Below are 15,821 nucleotides of genomic sequence, written 5' to 3' on the forward strand. Positions count from 1 at the left end.
CCCGCACCCCCGCGCCCCCCTGCCCCGCTGCTCAATCGCGCGAAGCGCGCGAAACGATGCCCGCGCTTGACATCCGGCCTGTGCTCAGAGAGTGCGGCCGAGTCGGCCGACCTTCACGGCACGTATGAGGGCGCCGAGCGCGGCGGGGGTCGTACGGATCACCGCCTCCGGCTCGTCGCTCTCGCGTATGCGGATCCCGCCGGGGGCGGCGGCGAGTTCTACGCAGTTGGCAGCGTCCGTGCTGAACGAGGACTTGCGCCACTTGGCGTCAGACATGACTGCCTTCCTCAGCAGGTGTGGTCGAGGCGACCGGCCTTCACGGTGCGTATGAACGACCGCAGGGCGGCGGGGTTGGTGTGGAGCACCGCGTCGGGCTCGTCGCTCTCGCGTATGCGGATGCCGCTGGGGGCGGCGGCGAGTTCCACGCAGTTGGCCTGGTTCTCGCTGAACGTGGACTTGCGCCAGTTGAGCTGGGACATGACCGCCCTTCCTAGAGCGTGTAGAGGACGTGCTGGATCAGGCCGAGCGAATCCCGCGAGTCGTGAGCGAACGGAGCGACCGTCACATCGACGGGCGGCAGTGCCGCTGTGCTCAGGCGTTGGAACTGCCGCTGATACTTCGTGATCGAGGGCTCGTCGTGCAGGAACGACGACTGGCCGGGGCTTTCCAGCAGTACCGTCTCAAGCGCTCGGCCGTGCGAGGTGAGCATGAAGAACGGCGTGCTCAGGGTCGAGATCCCCTCAGCGGCGAAGGGCAGGATCTGGATGCTCACATGCGGCAGGCCAGCGAGCTCGATGAGGCGCAGCAGTTGCTTCCGCATCACCTTGGCCCCGCCGAACCGCATGTGCAGCGCCGCCTCATGGATCACCGCATGGATCCCTGGCGGACTCTCCTCGTGGAGGATCGCCTGCCGCTGCATGCGGAAGCCAACCGCCGTGTCGACGTGATCCGGCGCGTTGGCCTCGTCGTCCGCTCGGAAGATCGAGGCCGTGTAGTCCTCGGTCTGGAAGAGCCCCGGGATGAACAGTGACTCGTACGAGTGGAGCTCATTGGCGTGCGACTCGAACTCGGCCAGGTCCAGCGCTGAGGGCACAAGGCGGCTCTTGTAGCCGCTCCACCAACCTTTGCCGCTGCTGTCGGTCAAACTCACCAGCGCGTCAACGTACGGTTCATTCTTGCCCCCATAGGCATTAACGAGATCGCGTAGGCGATCCGCTGGGATGGCTGTTCGCCCTGCCTCGATGTGGCTCAGGTGAGGGGCACCCATGCCGATCCGCTTGCCGCCCTCGGCGATCGACAACCCTGCCTGAAGTCTTAACTTCTTGAGCTCTGCACCGAGTCGGCGTTGCCGTTCGGTGATGAGCGTTCGCAGCGCCACGGCCGGGTCCTCCAGGGGAATCGGTGTCAGTGTGCCCCGCACGGGTGGGGCAGTCCAATCATCTTCGTGGATCGGTTGCAACATTGCTGAGCTCTGCCATACCTTGGGTGTTGCCTTGCTCACACAGGGTATTGAGCTACGAGCGCCACGGAGGCGTCGCATGGGAGCACCCGCACACCCAGAACTTCCGCACCGCTACACCCTCTCCGCCCCCGCCCTCCCCACGTCACCCCGCCTGTGCCGCGACTTCGTGCGCGGCATCTTCGCGGCCTCGGGGTTACCCCAACTCGCCGAAGCGGCAGCCCTCTGCACATCCGAGTTGGTGACCAACGTCCACCGGCACGGCAAGGGCGACGTACGGATGGCCGCCACCATCCAGCACGACCGCGTCCGCGTGACCGTCCACGACGACAGCCCCGAACTGCCCTCGCCGCGCCGCGCGGCCGACGATGACACCAACGGGCGCGGCCTCTTCCTGGTCACCGTCCTCTCCGACGGCTGCGGCATGACCCCCGACGAACCGGCCACCGGCATGGGCATGGGCATGGGCATGGGCACCGGCAAAGCGGTGTGGTTCGAGTTCAACGTGCCGCCCACGAACACGAAGAGCACCGCATGAACGCCACCCCCGCCGAGCGGGTCGCCGAGCGCGTCGCCGAGACGCTGCGCGACGACTTCGCCGCCCATGGCGTACGCCTCCCCGACGTACGGGCTGACCTCACCGACCCCCGCCAACCCCGCCTGGAGCTCGGCACCATCCCCCTCGGCACCGGCTTCGCGCTGCTGCGCGTGCTCACGGACTACCAGCGCCTGCTGAAGGCCGAGCGGAGGCGGAAGAGGCCGTCACCGTGACGCCGGGCAGTGATGCAGCACCGCTGATCTCCGCGTTGATCGTGACCGTCTCGAGGTCGGGAAGGGCCGCGAGCGGGGACAGATCGATGGAGCGGTCGGCGCCAGGGGAAAAGAGGATGTTCAGGTGACGAAGACGGGGGAATGCCGAGGGCATCCACGCGGTGTCCAGAAACTCGTGCAGAACGTGCAGATCCAACCAGGTGATGCTGGGCGGGAAGTCGCGCTGCATACTTGCATGTCCGATCGCGACCTTCAGCCGCTCCAGCGCTGTGAGCTTCTCCATGCCCCAGGGCACGACGCCCACGCCTGACAGGCCCGGCGTTTCGAAAACCAAGGTGCGGAGAGGGAGGTCGGACAAGCCGGTGAGGAAGATGCCACTAAGACAGTCGGTCAGATAGAGCGTTTCGAGGTTCGTCAGGTGGCCGATCGCGGCGCCGAGGTCGTCGACCACGTCGTTACGGATCAGCCGCAGCCGGGTCACCTCCTCCCCCTTGAGGTTGTCCCGGATCTCGTCCTGCGTGAAACCCCCGCGCAGGATCAGCCACGGACGCGGACCCGAATCCAGCAGCATGCGCAATTGCTCCATGGATTCGGCCACGAAATACAGGTCGTCCCGGTCCAGGCGGAGGATTACCTCGTTGAAGTACCGCTCGGTGTCGTACCGCCCCCAGCTCGACGCCAGTTGCGCGCGCACCTCGACCGCCGGGTGGTTGGCAAATTGGGCCAGATAGGGGATGGCCGCGTCCACCGGTATGCGTGAAGCCGTCACCACACAGCATTGCGCCACCTCGTCCGTCAGGCCCTCCGGCCCCGGAAGAAGCTCCAGCACCAACGGGCCCACCGCGGCCAGCTCCCGCGCTTGTGGGATGGTCACGGGCGGGACGAACTCCATCGCGTTCCGCGTGACCTCGTCCCGTATCGCCGGGTCCAGATCGGGCGCGTGCTCCAGGCAGGCCATGGCCAGCAGGTTCTGACGGAGCGACGTTCGCGCGTCCCACCGCGTCGCTTCCACCAGCAGCTTGCGCAGCAACTCCGCCCGCTCGCGCGGCCGCGCATGCGCGACCGCCATGCGGATGACGTCCTCCCACTGCGCGTCATGCGCATTGCGGATCAGCAGCCCCACATCCCACGCCTCCACCGCCGCCTTCGCGCCCAGGTAGTCCTGGAAGGTGCGGTGGATGAAGTCCACCGTGCTCACGGACGGCTCGCGCAACAGCCCGCTGCGCAGCAGCAGATGGCGCAGGATGGCGGGGGCGTCGCCCAGGGCCTGGGCGGCGGGGACGGAGGGGAGGGCCTCCTCGATGAGGCGTTCCGCGCGGTCCCGGTCCAGCTCGGCCTCGCCGTTGCGGATCAGGTAGTAGGCGAGCCGCTGGAGAAGCTGGATCTGCGGCTCCTCGTCCAACTGGACGTCGCCCGGCGCGTAGATACGTCGCTCGGTGTCGCGCCGCGTCAACAGCATCGACAGCGCCGCGTCGTACAGCGCCTTGCGGCCCGGTGGCAGATAGCCGCGCCGGGCGCGGTGCAGGGCGCAGATCAGACCGCACATCAGCGGGTTCGTGGCGAGGCGGCTGAGGTCCTGCTTGGTGCGGACGGCGGTGTGCAGGGCCGACTGGTACGCGGCCAGCGTCGCCCGTTCCTCCTCCGTACCGCTGGTCTGGCGCGCCGCCTCGTGCCAGCGGTCGATGAACGCGGCCATGTCGTCGCGGCTCATCGGGGACAGCGTGAACTCGGAGAAGTCCTGCGCCCCCAGCCAGTCGTCGGCCACGGCGGAGGGGCGGGAGGTGACCAGCCACAGATTGTCCGGGTAGGCGATGAGGAGATCGGCCAGCCAGGCCCGGGTGCGCTCGCGGTCGTGCTCGGGGATCTCGTCGATGCCGTCGATCAGCAGCAGCCCGCGGCCCGCGTTCAGGACCCGGTCGGCCCAGCCGGGCGGCTGGGCGCCGTCCAGCGGGTTGTGGACGGAGGCCAGGAACGAGGCCGGGGAGGGCAGGGATTCCTGGCGGGCGATCGTACGCAGCGGCAGGACGAAGGGCACGCGGCCGATGAGCTGCTCCAGGCCGCGCAGCGACTCCTGCCGTGCGGTGCACACGGCGAGCCACTGGACGAGCGTGGTCTTGCCGGAGCCCGCGACCCCGCGCAGCAGCACCCGCTGATGGCCGGAGAGCGCCCGGTCGGCGGGCAGGGCCGCGGGGAGGGCGGCGGGTGACTCACCGGACTCATGGGCCAGCTCACCGCCGAACGCGCCCAGCGGCCGCTCCTCGCCGGAGGAGGAGACCGCCTCCAGGCTGAGATACGCCGCGTCCAGCGGCCACGTGGCCTCCGCGTGGCTGAGGTCGATCCCCACGATGGTCAGCGTGGAGTGCTTGCGGATCATGTATTCGGCGTACCGGCGCTCGAAGCCCGCGTCCTGCGCGGTCTGGGACGGTATGCGCTCGATCAGGATGTCGATCTTGGTGATCAGCTCGCTGAGCCGGCCGCTCTGGTCGACGAGGGTGCGGGGGATGAAGGCCGAGCGCTGGGTGAAGAAGTGCAGGATGTGCAGGCAGGCGGTGTCCAGCAGGCGCTCGTGGAGCAGTGTGCCGCCCTGGCTGAGGTGCTGCGCGCCGCGTCCCCTGCCCCGGGTGCGGGTGGCGTGGGCCAGCTCGTAGGCCAGACCTTGGTGGCCGAGCTGCACCGCCTGGACGTCGTTCATATCGAGATCGCCGAGCGCGTACAGCGTGGTGGCCAACTGCTCGGCCACCAGCTCGTCCTCGTCGGCGGGGCAGGGCCGCTCGCCGGGTCCGGCGTGCCGGGTGGCCTGGGCGACCAGTTCGGCGGCGAGCTTGTCGAGGTCCTTCTCGGTCAGGGTGCGCTTCTCGCCACGGAACGAGACGAGGGAGGAAATGCGGACCGGCTGGTTGACCAGCCCGGCGCCCGGCCCTTCCTTGACGAACAGCTTCTTGATGAGCGGTGCGACGACGCCCGACGCCAGGCGCGCGCCGATGACTGCGGGATCCACGTCCCATTCCCCCCGGTAGTTGTGTGTCCCTGACCGGACAGCGTACAGCGGGGTAAGGACTTTGGTCCCGAATCGGACATCCGAAAGTCCCTGCGAAGGTGACTTCTCGCACAGGCCCTTCGGCATCTACTACGGTAAATAGGGGATCTCGCAGGTCAGAGGTGTGATGGGGGTTTCCGGGAATTTCCCGCGGGAAACGCATCACATAACCAATTCGCTACGGAGTCACTTAGTAGAAGAACGCCTTGGCCTATTCGCGAGAACGGGATAACAAGAGGCGTCCAAAGACGCTTCTGGAGGTACTTCCCATGGCCCCGCGCGCCACAAACCGCCGTTTCTCGCTTACGTCCGTATCCAAGGGGCGCGCCGCTGTGGTCGCCGTCGGCCTGGGCGCCTCGCTGGCGCTGGGCGCCGGAACGGCGTTCGCCGTGGGGGCGGGCGAGGCCCCCGCCGCCCCGTCCGTCAAGCAGGTCGCCGCGAAGGCCCCGGCCAAGGCCCCGGCCAAGAAGAAGGCCCCCGCGAGTGACTGGCAGACCCCGGTCGACAAGTTCTCGATAGGCGCCGCCTTCGGCCTGGCGGGCAACCTGTGGTCGCACAACCACAGCGGTCAGGATTTCGTCGTGCCGACCGGCACCCCGGTGCACGCGGCCCATGACGGTGTCGTCGTCAAGGCGGGCCCGAACGGCGGCGGTGACGGCCCCGCGTACGGCAACGCGATCGTGATCAAGCACGACAACGCGACGTACTCGCAGTACGCCCACCTGTCCCGGATCGATGTGCGGATCGGCCAGACCGTGACCGAGGGCCAGCAGATCGGCCTGTCCGGCAGCACCGGGAACTCGACCGGCCCGCACCTGCACTTCGAGATCCGTACGACGCCGAACTACGGCAGCGCGGTCGAGCCGCTCAAGTTCCTCCGCGACCACGGCGTCCAGGTCTGACGCGACCACGGCGTCCAGGTCTGGCGCCACCACGGCGTCAGGGTCTGACGCGATTCATGCGCTTTATGCGCATATCAGCCATGCGCCGATGACGCATGAGCCTGCTTCACCAGATCGAGGGCGACTTCCAGGACGGCCTTGCGCTTGTCCTCGGCGTTGCCCTCGATCGCCTGAAGCGCGAACATCCGCGCATGCATGCTGAACAGGGCCGTGACGCTCCGGACCTGGTCGACCATGGGCGCCTCCGGGTCCCGGATCAGGGCGGACATGGCGAACATCCGGTTCTTGAAGATCTGGCCGATGCTCAGCTCGCGCACCGTCGCCTGGTTCTCCTGCATGAAGCGCATCAGAGGCTCGCCGATGTCCAGGGCCGCGCTGTAGCGGCGCAGCAGCTCCAGCTTGGTCTCCAGGGTGCGCGGCTGCTGCTCGCCCCAGACGATCAGCTCGTCGAGCGGCCGGCCCAGGTCCTGGAACAGGCTGAGGACGATGTCTTCCTTGGTCTTGAAGTGGTAGTAGAGCGCTGCCTTGGTGACCTCGAGGTGCTCGGCGATCTCGCGCAGTGACGTTTTCTCGTAACCCCGCTCCGCGAAGAGTTCCAGGGCCACGTCCTGGATGCGCTGACGGGTGTCTCCCCGCCGCGGTGTGCTGCCCATGGTGCTCTCCTGTGCTGGTGGTCTGGCTGCCGTCGGCAGGCCGAACGTAACTTACTTGACGCCCGGCTAGTTGGCGCCTTACCGTCTCCACTGTACTGAACTAGCCGGGCGGCAAGTAAGTGGGCGTCAGGGCTCTCATCACCCAGGGGGAGACGGAGAACATGTTCCGGAAACAATCAGACGACGAAGCGCCATCCGCTTCGATACCGGCTCAGGCCCCGGGGACGGCCCCGGCCAAGGCCGAGCCGAAGCAGCGCAGCACCAGTGTGGTGATCTTCGCGCTGATGATCGCGATGCTGCTCGCGATGCTCGACAACATGATCGTGGGCACCGCGATGCCGACCATCGTCGGCGAGCTGGGGGGCCTCGACCACCTCTCCTGGGTGGTGACCGCGTACACCTTGGCCACCGCCGCCTCGACCCCCATCTGGGGCAAGCTCGGCGACATGTACGGCCGTAAGGGCGTCTTCCTCACCTCCATCGCGGTCTTCCTCGGCGGCTCTGCCCTGTCCGGTATGGCACAGAGCATGGGCGAGCTGATCGGCTTCCGGGCCATCCAGGGCCTGGGCGCGGGCGGCCTGATGGTCGGCGTGATGGCGATCATCGGTGACCTGGTGCCGCCCCGGGAGCGTGGCCGCTACCAGGGCATCATGGCCGGTGTGATGGCCGTGGCCATGATCGGTGGCCCGCTGGTCGGCGGTACCCTCACCGACCACCTCGGCTGGCGCTGGATCTTCTACATCAACCTTCCGCTCGGCGCCGTCGCCCTCGCCGCGATCACCGCCGTGCTGCACCTGCCGAAGAAGCGCTCCCAGGGACGGATCGACTACACCGGTGCGGCCCTGCTGACCGTGGGCATCACCGCGCTCGTGCTGATCACCACGTGGGGCGGCAACGAGTACGACTGGGGTTCGGCCCAGATCCTCGGGCTCGGGGCGGTCGGTGTCCTCTCGCTGGTCGCGTTCGTCTTCGTCGAGCAGCGGGTCGCCGAGCCCGTGCTGCCGCTGCACATCTTCCGTAACCCCAACTTCACGCTGGTCACCGCCATCGGCTTCCTCGTCGGCTTCGTGATGTTCGGCTCGACCACCTTCCTGCCGCTCTACCAGCAGACCGTCCAGGGCGCCACGGCCACCAACTCCGGGCTGCTGCTGCTCCCGATGCTGCTGGGCATGCTGGTCGTCTCGCTGGTCGCGGGCCGGGTCACCACCGCGACCGGCAAGTACAAGATCTTCCCGATCATCGGCGGCTTCCTGATCACCACCGGGATGTTCCTGCTGTCCACGATGGACACCGAGACCACCCGCTTCAGCTCCGGCCTCTACATGGCGGTGCTCGGCATGGGCATGGGCTGCCTGATGCAGACGACCATGCTCGTGGCGCAGAACAGCGTCGAGATGAAGGACATGGGCGTCGGCAGCTCCTCCGCCACCCTCTTCCGCACCCTGGGCGGCTCCTTCGGTGTCGCCATCCTCGGCGCCCTGTTCACCAGCCAGGTGCGGGACACCATGGCCGAGCGGGCCGGTGGCAAGGCGGCGGCCGTCACCTCCGGGAGCGCCCAGCTCGACCCGGCCAGCCTCAAGAAGCTGCCCCCGGGCATCCGGGACGCGTACACCCACGCGGTGGCCAGCGGTGCCCACCAGGTGTTCCTGTGGGGCGCGCTGATCAGCATCATCGGCTTCCTCGCGGCCTGGTTCGTCAAGGAGGTCCCGCTGCGCGGGGGCCCCGCCAAGTCCGCCGACGGCGACGAGGCCACGGCGCAGGCGGCACCGGTCGCCGAGACCGTCTGATCGCTTCCGCTCGACGGCCTCCCTGTCAGTGGGGCATGACAGCATCGGCCCCATGGTGACCTCGCCGGACGAGGCGCGGCTGGCGCATCTGCGCCGGCTGCGCCTCGCGAAGGACGTGATGGACCGCGACTGGGCCGAGCCGCTCGACCTGGACGCGGTCGCCGCGCATGCCGGCTATTCGCGCTATCACTTCATCCGCGCCTTCAAGGGCGCCTACGGATCCACGCCCGGTCAGTATCTGACCCGGCGCCGCATCGAGCGGGCCGAGGAGCTGCTGCGCTCGGCCAATCTCTCGGTCACCGAGATCTGCTCGCTCGTCGGCTTCAGCAGCCTCGGCACCTTCTCGACGAGCTTCAAGAAGCAGACCGGGCTCACCCCCACCGCCTATCGGGACCGATACGTCGGCCGGGCCGCGGGGGTCATACCGGGGTGTTACGCCATGCTGTGGTACGGCGGGCGCGACGCACCTGCCCACATGGACGCACCCGCCCACATGAGTGGGCCCGAGGACAGCAATTCTTGAGAAGCGGGCCCGACCCCCTGCTGCCTACGGTGGCGATGTCGCGACGACGCGCGATCCATCCCGAAACCTCCGGAGGCAGCAATGATCAAGGGGATGTCCATCGTCACCGTCTGGGTCCTCGACCAGGACCGGGCCAAGGAGTTCTACACTGAGAAGCTGGGCCTCGAGGTCCGCACCGATATGAGCATCGGCGGGGAGGGCGAGGGCGGCGGTATGCGCTGGCTGACGGTCGGCGCCAAGGACCAGCCGGATGTGCAGCTCACCCTGATGGTGCCCAGCTCGCCGGGGCTCGACCCGGAGTCCGCCGAGGCCCTGCGGACGCTGGTCGCCAAGGGCGTGCTCGGCGCCGGGGTGTTCACCACCGATGACATTCACCGGGACTACGAGGCGCTCAAGGCCAAGGGCGTGGAGTTCGTCCAGGAGCCCCAGGAGCGTCCGTACGGCATCGAGGCGCTCTTCCGCGACGACTCCGGCAACTGGTTCTCGTTCACCCAGCCCCGCGAGGAGATGGACTTCAGCAAGCCCTGGGACGGCTGCGTCTCGGACTGAGCGGTCGGTCCGGCACCACGCCGAGTGCTCAGTCCGGCACCTCGATGATCGGGAAGCTGCCGGTGTTGGTGGGCGCGGACTCCGGCAGCCAGAGCACGGCGACCGCGCCCCGGCACTCGCCGTCCGTGCCGTGCGTGCCATCCATTTCGTCCGTCCCGTCCGTCTCGTCCGGCCCGTCCAGCACCGGATCGGCGTTGCGGAACGTCAGCCGGGCGCCCAGCACCCGCGCCTGGCCCGCGGCTATCGTCAGCCCCAGGCCGTGCCCGGTGCCCGCGCGGTCCTTGCTGCCGGTGCGGAACCGGCTCGGCCCGTCCTTCAGCAGCTCCTCGGGGAAACCGGGGCCGTGGTCGCGGACGCGCAGCACCCGTCCCTCGACCGTGACCTCGAAGGGCGGCTTGCCGTGCCGGGCGGCGTTGGCGAGCAGATTGCCCATGATCCGCTCCAGCCGCCGGGGGTCGGTGGAGACATGGGCGTCACGCGTCACATTGATCACCGCGTCGGGGTGCACCGCCCGGACCCGGCGGGCGATGAACTCGGCCACGGCTATCTCCTGGAGCTCCGCGCGCTCCGCGAAGCCGTCCAGCCGTGCGACCTCCAGGACGTCCTCGACCAGGGTGCGCATCGCCTGCGCCCGGTCCCGTACCAGCTCGGTGGGGCGGCCGGGCGGCAGCAACTCGGCGGCCGTGAGCAGCCCGGTGACCGGGGTGCGCAGCTCATGCGCGATATCGGCGGTGACCCGGCGCTCCGCCTCCAGCCGCTGCTGGAGCGCCTCGGCCATGCCGTCGACCGCGCGCGCCAGATCGTCGGTCTCATCGCGGACCCGGCCGCCGATCGCCTCGCGCACCCGGACCTCGGAGTCGCCCTCGGCCAGCTTGCGGGCGGCGGTGGCCGCCTTGCGCAGCCGCCGGGAGAGCTGATCGCCGATGAGCACACCGAGCGCGATACCGCCCATCACCACCGCCACCGAGCCGATCAGCAGCACCCGGTCGAGGTCCTTGAGGACGGCGAAGCGGTCCTGGAACTGGGTGTGGACGGACAGCACCTTGCCGTTCCGCAGCGGCACCGAGGCCCACACCTCGGGGGTGCCGGCGCCGGAGTCCTCCAGATAGGTGGCGCGCTGGCCGCGCCACGCCTCCTTCTTGAGCTGATCGGGCAGCTTGGGGTCGTCCAGCTTGGCGCCGAAGCCCAGCACCCGGGACTGTTCGTACCACCGCTGGGCGACCTTCACCCGCTCGTCCATCACGGTGCGGCTGTTGTCGAGCATCGAGACGCGGGCCGCGTTGTGGACGACGAGGCTCAGCACCACCGCGACGAGCGTGCTCACCGCCGCGATGGCGAGGCTGACCTTCCATCGCAGGCCACTGCGGAGTGCGAATCGCCCCAACGCCGGTCAGCCCTTGAGCTTGTAGCCGAAGCCGCGGACCGTCTCGATCCGGTCCTGGCCTATCTTGCCGCGCAGCCGCTGCACATGGACGTCCACGACCCGGGTGTCCCCGCCCCAGCCGTACTCCCAGACCCGCTCCAGCAGCCGGTCACGGGAGAGGACGGTGCCGGGCGCGGCGGAGAACTCCAGCAGCAGCCGCATCTCGGTCGGGGTGAGCGCGACCTGCCGGCCGCCCTTGCGGACCTCCATGCCCTCGGGGTCGACCTCCAGATCGCCGAAGCACAGCACCCCGCCGTCGGGCTCCTCGGGGGCGGGCTCCGCGCCCCGCCCGCCGGGGCCGCTCGCATGGCCGAAGCGGCGCAGCACGGCCCGGATGCGGGCGACCAGCACGGCGCCGTCGAAGGGCTTGGTCACATAGTCGTCGGCGCCGGCTTCGAGGCCGAGCACCACATCGATCGAGTCGGCGCGCGCGGAGAGCATGATCACGGGCACGGTGGACTCATCGCGGATCCGGCGGCACAGGCTGACCCCGTCCAGGCCCGGAACCATCACATCGAGCAGCGCGATATCGGGGCGGTCGGCGCGGAAGCGCTCGAGGCCGGTCAACCCGTCGGGTGCGGCCGTCACGAGAAAGCCATCGCGCTCCAGGGCGAGCTGCGTGGCTTCACGGATGACATCGTCGTCCTCGACGAAGAGCACATGGGTTTCGGCCACAGCCTCGGTTCAGCCTTCCGTTCAGTCGTCGGCGCGCATGGACGGCGCCGGGGTCGCCTCGTCCGTGGGCACATTCTTGCTGTAGTCGGTGCGCTTGCGGGAGAGCACGTCGAACGTCTTGTCCGCCTCGGTCCAGTGGTAGGTGATCACGGCCTCGCTCGAAGGGCAGCAGACCGAGTCGCCGGAGGTGTAGGCGAGCTTGGTCACCCGCAGCTCGTCCTTGGTGATGTCGGCGTAGACGGGCGGCTGCTCGTCGCTGAACACGTTCTCGTACCGGTCGCCCGCCTTGCGGTACACATACGAGCCGATGCCGAAGCCATCGCCGCAGCTCATCACGTTGATCACCAGGTCGGAGGCGCCGGAGCCGGTCAGCTTGCCATACGTCACGTCCACCGGGTAGCCCTCGATCTGCTGCTTGCCCTCGGGCTGCTTGCCCTTGGGGCAGGGCTTGAGGTTCGCCTTCAGATCGTCGCTGACGTTCGGATCCGTCTTGACCAGCCTGATCGCGTCGACCTTCTGCCCGGCCGGTGACGGCCGGCCCGTGGCGTGGCCACTCGCGTACGAGCCCGGGTCCGCGGCGGCCCACTCGGTGCGCGCCGGTCCCTCCTTGCGCACCCCTTCGCTCGCGGCGCCGCATCCCGCCAGCATCCAGCCGCCGGCGACCGCGAGGCCCACGACCGCTCCGCCGGTGATGATGACTGTCCTGCTGGGAGAGGCCCTGGTCAGGCCGCGCACCGATCCTGCCCCCGCTCCTGGCGGCCACGCCGGACCCGACCCGTGTGCTGCCGGACGTTCCCGGTCCGCTTGCTTTCCTCGTCCTGGCGACCGAGCGCGCGGGCGTCCAGATCGCGGCTCTCCAGCTCCTGCCGCAGCCGGGCCAGCGCCCGGTGCAGCGTGCTCTTGACCGTTCCGGTCGACATTCCGAGCGCCTCCGCGGTCTCTTCGGTCGTCATCTGCTCCCAGTGTCGCAGCACCACGACACTGCGCTGCTTGGGAGCCAGCACCGAGAGGATGTCCATCAGCAGAGCGCGGTCCGCGTGCTGCTCGGTGCTGTCCTCGACACTCGCCTCGGGAAGCTGCTCGGTGGGCACCTCGTCCAGCTTGCGGGCGCGCCACCACTCGGTACGGGTGTTGATCATCACGCGCCGGAGATAGGCATCGGCGAGCGATTTGTCCGCTATGCCGTCCCAGCGGCCGTAGGTGCGCACCAAGGCGGTCTGGAGCAGGTCCTGTGCCTCGACCGGGTCCGGGATCAGCCGACGGGCGCTGCGCAGCAGCGCGTCCTGCCGGTTCCGCACGTACTCCTCAAAGTCCAGAACATTGCTGCCCATGATGCAGCCTCCATCCGCCTCTTTAAGGCTCGGTTCGCCTCCGGGGCGCTTTAGCCGCTGTCGACGGTCGACCGTGCTCGGCCGCTCGTTCCTCGCGGCCTGCGCGCGCTCTCCCTTACGACAGCGACGCGCCCCTTTGGCTCACTCGCCGCCTGTCTTCCCCGCCGTTGATGCCGCCCTGTCGGTCGGCGCGAGAAGGACGCTACGGAGGCGCTGTTGCGGCGCCATGCGCATCCGGGCCTCGGTGGATGCACAGCTATCCATAGGTTGTGTAACAACGGAACCCGGTTCGACCGAGTGTCAGAACCGGGTCCTGGGACTGTCACAGGTCTGTCACAGACAGGGCCGTGACGAGGATTTTCCTCAGGTCGGCGGCAGTCGTTCCTCAGGTCAGCGGCAGTCGGTAGAGGCCGCCCGAGAGCGGTTCCACCAGCCCGTCGGAGACCAGCCCGTCGAGCGCGCGGGCGCGCTGCACCGGCTCGTCCCACACCTGGTCCAGCGTCGCCTGCGGGACCGGCGTTACCGTCGCCCGCAACACCGCGAGCAGCTTGCCGCGCACCTGGCGGTCCGTACCGGCGTAGGTCTGGCCGCGCCGCGGCGGTCCGTCGTGCTCCGGGGAACCGGCCTGGCGCCAGGCGCAGAGCGCGGCGATCGGGCAGCGGGCGCAGTCGGGGGTGCGGGCCGTGCAGACCAGCGCGCCCAGCTCCATCGTGGCGGCCGCCCAGCGCGCCGCGGTCGGCTCGTCGCCGGGGAGCAGGGTGCGGGCCAGCTTGCGCTCGGCGGCGGTGGTGGCGTTCGGCGGGTACTGCGCACCGCCGACCGCGCGCGCGAACACCCGGCGGACATTGGTGTCCAGGACCGGATGGCGCTGGCCGTACGCGAACGAGGCCACGGCCGCCGCCGTGTACTCACCCACCCCCGGCAGCGCCAGCAACTGGGCGTGGTCGCGCGGTACGTCACCGCCGTGCCGCTCCCTTATGGCGGCCGCGGCGCCGTGCAGCCGCAGCGCCCGGCGCGGATAGCCGAGCCGGCCCCAGGCGCGGACCGCCTCACCGGGCGGTTCCGCGGCCAGGTCGGCCGGGCGCGGCCAGCGGGCGAGCCACTGCTCGTACACCGGCAGCACCCGGTTCACCGGGGTCTGCTGGAGCATGAACTCGCTCACCATCACGCCCCAGGCACCGGCCTCGGGGCGACGCCAGGGGAGGTCGCGCGCGTGCGCGTCGAACCAGTCGATGACGGGCCGGTGCAGGACGGCTCCGTCGGGGTCGGGGGATGCGGCGGCCGGGACGGCGGAAGCGGAAATGGCAGTCATCGCTCTCGATCCTGGCACGACGCGACGGTTTGCGGGCGCGCTGGGCGCGGGCGTTCGGGTCGAGCCGCGCCAGTCGTTGCCAAATCGTGCAATACGGGCGTCCGTGCGGGAACGGATGGCCGCCTTCCGCGCCCGGGTGCGGTCTTTCCGCCCCCGCGGGGTGGCCGCAGGGCGAGTCGGGGGCGTCCGGGGGCCGTTTTGGGGGCGTCTTGGGGTGACTCGTGGCGGCCTGGTGGCGGACTTATGGCGGTCTCATGTGCGGGATCCGGTCGGATCATGAGAAAAGAAGGGAACGGGGCGGGGGTTATTGGCTGGTAGAGCTCCCGATCTCTCGTAGAGTTTCCGCGTGGGATCTCTGCGCAATCCGATCGGGCCGCTTCCCTCCTCCATTTACTGGCGGCGGAGGATCGTTGGGCTGGCCCTGTTCGTCGTCATCGTGCTCCTGGTCATCTGGGCCTTCGGCTGGGGTGGTTCGGGCGGTGGCGGAAGTGACGAGGGCAAGGGAGCGGGCGGCGGAGGACCCGCGAGCACGATCACCCCGGGGCCCTCCTCATCCGGGCCGGTGAACAGCGAACGGCCGGGCGGGCGCGACGAGTCGGACAACGGCGGCTCGGGCTCCGGCGGCAGCGGCGGTGGCGGCTCGGACGACGGCGGTACGGACGCGGGCGGCGATGGCGGGGGCGGCGATGGCTCCGGCGGCGCGGGCTCCTCGGGCGGTGGCGCGGGCGGTGGCATCGGCACCGGGACCGGGCAGGGCCTGCCCGCCGGGTCGAGCCTGCCCGACTGCCGCACCGGCGACGCGGAGTTGACGGTTCGCAGCATCAAGGACTCCAAGGTCAAGAACACCTGGGCGCCGGGGGAGAAGCCCACCTTCGAGATCGTCGTGAAGAACACCAAGTCGAGCTCCTGCAAGGTCGACTTCGGTCGCGCGGCGGCCTCGCTGACCATCACGGACACCAAGAACGCCCACGTCTGGGCCTCCGACGACTGCCCGGAGGGCAGCGCCGGCGCACTGGTCGAGGTGAAGGGCTCCGGCCAGACCAAGCGCACCGTGGAGTGGGACCGCAAGCGCAGCGCCGAGCACTGCGCCACCCCGTCGGGCAGCGCGTCGGCCAAGCCCGGCACCTATCTGGTCGAGGTGAAGGTGGACGGCCTCGGCACGGCCAAGGTGTCGTTCGTCCTCGAAAAGGACTGACAGTGAGGATGTGACGTGGCTTCTCCGACGGGTCTGACTCACGGACTGACCGACGTCTCGACTGTCTTGTACTGGATTTGTCGATCCGCTCGGAGGAGCCGCCTCGCACGCGACCGGACGGGCGTCCGTGACCTCATAGGAGCTTGGTCAAGAAGCCCCGCCACTGTCCTGTCCGCCCGCCCGGCCGGCGCGTGCCGCCCCACC

At 69.4% G+C, this 15,821-nt stretch carries 17 protein-coding genes; 7 read left to right on the plus strand and 10 right to left on the minus strand.

Annotated elements, in window-relative coordinates; translation table 11 throughout:
- Positions 1 to 84 precede the first annotated feature (84 nt).
- Genes KN815_RS35025 through KN815_RS35035 form a run of 3 tightly spaced genes read right to left on the minus strand, consistent with a single transcriptional unit; the run spans position 85 to position 1,378 of the window.
- Positions 85 to 276 (minus strand): DUF397 domain-containing protein, encoded by a 192-nt coding sequence (locus KN815_RS35025; protein WP_216345879.1) that lies wholly within the window; start codon positions 274 to 276, stop codon positions 85 to 87.
- Positions 277 to 287: 11 nt separating this feature from the next.
- Complete coding sequence (locus KN815_RS35030) at positions 288 to 479, minus strand: DUF397 domain-containing protein (RefSeq protein ID WP_216345880.1); 192 nt, start codon at positions 477 to 479, stop codon at positions 288 to 290.
- 11 nt (positions 480 to 490) lie between these two features.
- Positions 491 to 1,378, minus strand: coding sequence for a helix-turn-helix domain-containing protein (locus KN815_RS35035; protein ID WP_216345881.1), 888 nt, complete (start codon positions 1,376 to 1,378; stop codon positions 491 to 493).
- Positions 1,379 to 1,538: 160 nt separating this feature from the next.
- Between KN815_RS35035 and KN815_RS35040 the strand changes: the two genes are divergently transcribed.
- Together KN815_RS35040 and KN815_RS35045 are read left to right on the plus strand one after the other, a co-directional pair.
- The gene (locus tag KN815_RS35040) at positions 1,539 to 1,997 is read left to right on the plus strand and encodes an ATP-binding protein (RefSeq protein WP_216345882.1); all 459 of its coding nucleotides are present in this window, start codon (positions 1,539 to 1,541) and stop codon (positions 1,995 to 1,997) included.
- Positions 1,994 to 2,230, plus strand: coding sequence for a hypothetical protein (locus KN815_RS35045; RefSeq protein WP_216345883.1), 237 nt, complete (start codon positions 1,994 to 1,996; stop codon positions 2,228 to 2,230). The genes KN815_RS35040 and KN815_RS35045 overlap by 4 nt, the downstream gene beginning before the upstream one ends.
- On the opposite strand, the gene KN815_RS35050 is transcribed toward KN815_RS35045, so the two are convergent.
- Positions 2,172 to 5,228: an NACHT domain-containing protein gene (locus KN815_RS35050; RefSeq protein ID WP_216345884.1), complete on the minus strand. Its 3,057-nt coding sequence runs from the start codon at positions 5,226 to 5,228 to the stop codon at positions 2,172 to 2,174. The genes KN815_RS35045 and KN815_RS35050 overlap by 59 nt on opposite strands.
- Positions 5,229 to 5,536: 308 nt before the next feature.
- On the opposite strand from KN815_RS35050, the gene KN815_RS35055 reads away from it, so the two are divergent.
- Positions 5,537 to 6,169 carry a M23 family metallopeptidase gene (locus KN815_RS35055; protein WP_216345885.1) on the plus strand — a complete coding sequence of 211 codons (633 nt, stop codon included), beginning with the start codon at positions 5,537 to 5,539 and terminating at the stop codon, positions 6,167 to 6,169.
- Positions 6,170 to 6,243: 74 nt separating this feature from the next.
- Here the strand turns inward: KN815_RS35055 and KN815_RS35060 are convergent, their stop codons facing one another.
- Positions 6,244 to 6,822, minus strand: a complete 579-nt coding sequence (locus KN815_RS35060) for a TetR/AcrR family transcriptional regulator (RefSeq protein WP_216345886.1) — start codon at positions 6,820 to 6,822, stop codon at positions 6,244 to 6,246.
- A 161-nt stretch (positions 6,823 to 6,983) separates the two neighbouring features.
- Here KN815_RS35060 and KN815_RS35065 point away from each other — a divergent pair, with 161 nt between their 5' ends.
- From KN815_RS35065 to KN815_RS35075, 3 genes are all read left to right on the plus strand, one after another.
- Positions 6,984 to 8,609, plus strand: a complete 1,626-nt coding sequence (locus tag KN815_RS35065) for an MDR family MFS transporter (protein ID WP_301184683.1) — start codon at positions 6,984 to 6,986, stop codon at positions 8,607 to 8,609.
- Positions 8,610 to 8,661: 52 nt separating this feature from the next.
- Positions 8,662 to 9,132 carry a helix-turn-helix transcriptional regulator gene (locus tag KN815_RS35070; RefSeq protein ID WP_216345887.1) on the plus strand — a complete coding sequence of 157 codons (471 nt, stop codon included), beginning with the start codon at positions 8,662 to 8,664 and terminating at the stop codon, positions 9,130 to 9,132.
- Positions 9,133 to 9,213: 81 nt separating this feature from the next.
- Positions 9,214 to 9,681, plus strand: a complete 468-nt coding sequence (locus tag KN815_RS35075) for a VOC family protein (RefSeq protein WP_216345888.1) — start codon at positions 9,214 to 9,216, stop codon at positions 9,679 to 9,681.
- 28 nt (positions 9,682 to 9,709) lie between these two features.
- On the opposite strand, the gene cseC is transcribed toward KN815_RS35075, so the two are convergent.
- The 5 genes from cseC to KN815_RS35100 form a co-directional block, all read right to left on the minus strand.
- Positions 9,710 to 11,065 (minus strand): two-component system sensor histidine kinase CseC, encoded by a 1,356-nt coding sequence (cseC, locus tag KN815_RS35080; RefSeq protein WP_216345889.1) that lies wholly within the window; start codon positions 11,063 to 11,065, stop codon positions 9,710 to 9,712.
- A gap of 6 nt (positions 11,066 to 11,071) precedes the next feature.
- Positions 11,072 to 11,779, minus strand: a complete 708-nt coding sequence (cseB, locus tag KN815_RS35085; RefSeq protein ID WP_216345890.1) for a two-component system response regulator CseB — start codon at positions 11,777 to 11,779, stop codon at positions 11,072 to 11,074.
- A gap of 21 nt (positions 11,780 to 11,800) precedes the next feature.
- Positions 11,801 to 12,514 (minus strand): hypothetical protein, encoded by a 714-nt coding sequence (locus KN815_RS35090; protein ID WP_253209425.1) that lies wholly within the window; start codon positions 12,512 to 12,514, stop codon positions 11,801 to 11,803.
- The gene (locus KN815_RS35095) at positions 12,502 to 13,110 is read right to left on the minus strand and encodes a SigE family RNA polymerase sigma factor (RefSeq protein ID WP_216345891.1); all 609 of its coding nucleotides are present in this window, start codon (positions 13,108 to 13,110) and stop codon (positions 12,502 to 12,504) included. The genes KN815_RS35090 and KN815_RS35095 overlap by 13 nt, the downstream gene beginning before the upstream one ends.
- Before the next feature lie 385 nt (positions 13,111 to 13,495).
- On the minus strand, positions 13,496 to 14,422 hold the full coding sequence (locus KN815_RS35100) for an iron-sulfur binding domain-containing protein (RefSeq protein WP_253209426.1): 927 nt from the start codon (positions 14,420 to 14,422) through the stop codon (positions 13,496 to 13,498).
- 346 nt (positions 14,423 to 14,768) lie between these two features.
- Between KN815_RS35100 and KN815_RS35105 the strand changes: the two genes are divergently transcribed.
- Complete coding sequence (locus KN815_RS35105; protein WP_216345892.1) at positions 14,769 to 15,617, plus strand: hypothetical protein; 849 nt, start codon at positions 14,769 to 14,771, stop codon at positions 15,615 to 15,617.
- The last annotated feature ends 204 nt before the right edge of the window (positions 15,618 to 15,821 follow it).

The sequence above is a fragment of the Streptomyces niphimycinicus genome (assembly GCF_018883605.1).
Taxonomy (GTDB): Bacteria; Actinomycetota; Actinomycetes; order Streptomycetales; family Streptomycetaceae; genus Streptomyces; species Streptomyces niphimycinicus.

What these genes read in the sequence shown, in the direction of transcription:
- KN815_RS35075 (WP_216345888.1), top strand. Translation starts at nt 9,214, where the DNA reads ATGATCAAGGGGATGTCCATCGTCACCGTCTGGGTCCTCGACCAGGAC.
- KN815_RS35070 (WP_216345887.1), top strand. Translation starts at nt 8,662, where the DNA reads ATGGTGACCTCGCCGGACGAGGCGCGGCTGGCGCATCTGCGCCGGCTG.
- KN815_RS35100 (WP_253209426.1), bottom strand. Translation starts at nt 14,422, where the DNA reads ATGACTGCCATTTCCGCTTCCGCCGTCCCGGCCGCCGCATCCCCCGAC.
- KN815_RS35060 (WP_216345886.1), bottom strand. Translation starts at nt 6,822, where the DNA reads ATGGGCAGCACACCGCGGCGGGGAGACACCCGTCAGCGCATCCAGGAC.
- KN815_RS35045 (WP_216345883.1), top strand. Translation starts at nt 1,994, where the DNA reads ATGAACGCCACCCCCGCCGAGCGGGTCGCCGAGCGCGTCGCCGAGACG.
- KN815_RS35025 (WP_216345879.1), bottom strand. Translation starts at nt 276, where the DNA reads ATGTCTGACGCCAAGTGGCGCAAGTCCTCGTTCAGCACGGACGCTGCC.
- KN815_RS35030 (WP_216345880.1), bottom strand. Translation starts at nt 479, where the DNA reads ATGTCCCAGCTCAACTGGCGCAAGTCCACGTTCAGCGAGAACCAGGCC.
- KN815_RS35065 (WP_301184683.1), top strand. Translation starts at nt 6,984, where the DNA reads ATGTTCCGGAAACAATCAGACGACGAAGCGCCATCCGCTTCGATACCG.
- KN815_RS35095 (WP_216345891.1), bottom strand. Translation starts at nt 13,110, where the DNA reads ATGGGCAGCAATGTTCTGGACTTTGAGGAGTACGTGCGGAACCGGCAG.
- KN815_RS35055 (WP_216345885.1), top strand. Translation starts at nt 5,537, where the DNA reads ATGGCCCCGCGCGCCACAAACCGCCGTTTCTCGCTTACGTCCGTATCC.
- KN815_RS35040 (WP_216345882.1), top strand. Translation starts at nt 1,539, where the DNA reads ATGGGAGCACCCGCACACCCAGAACTTCCGCACCGCTACACCCTCTCC.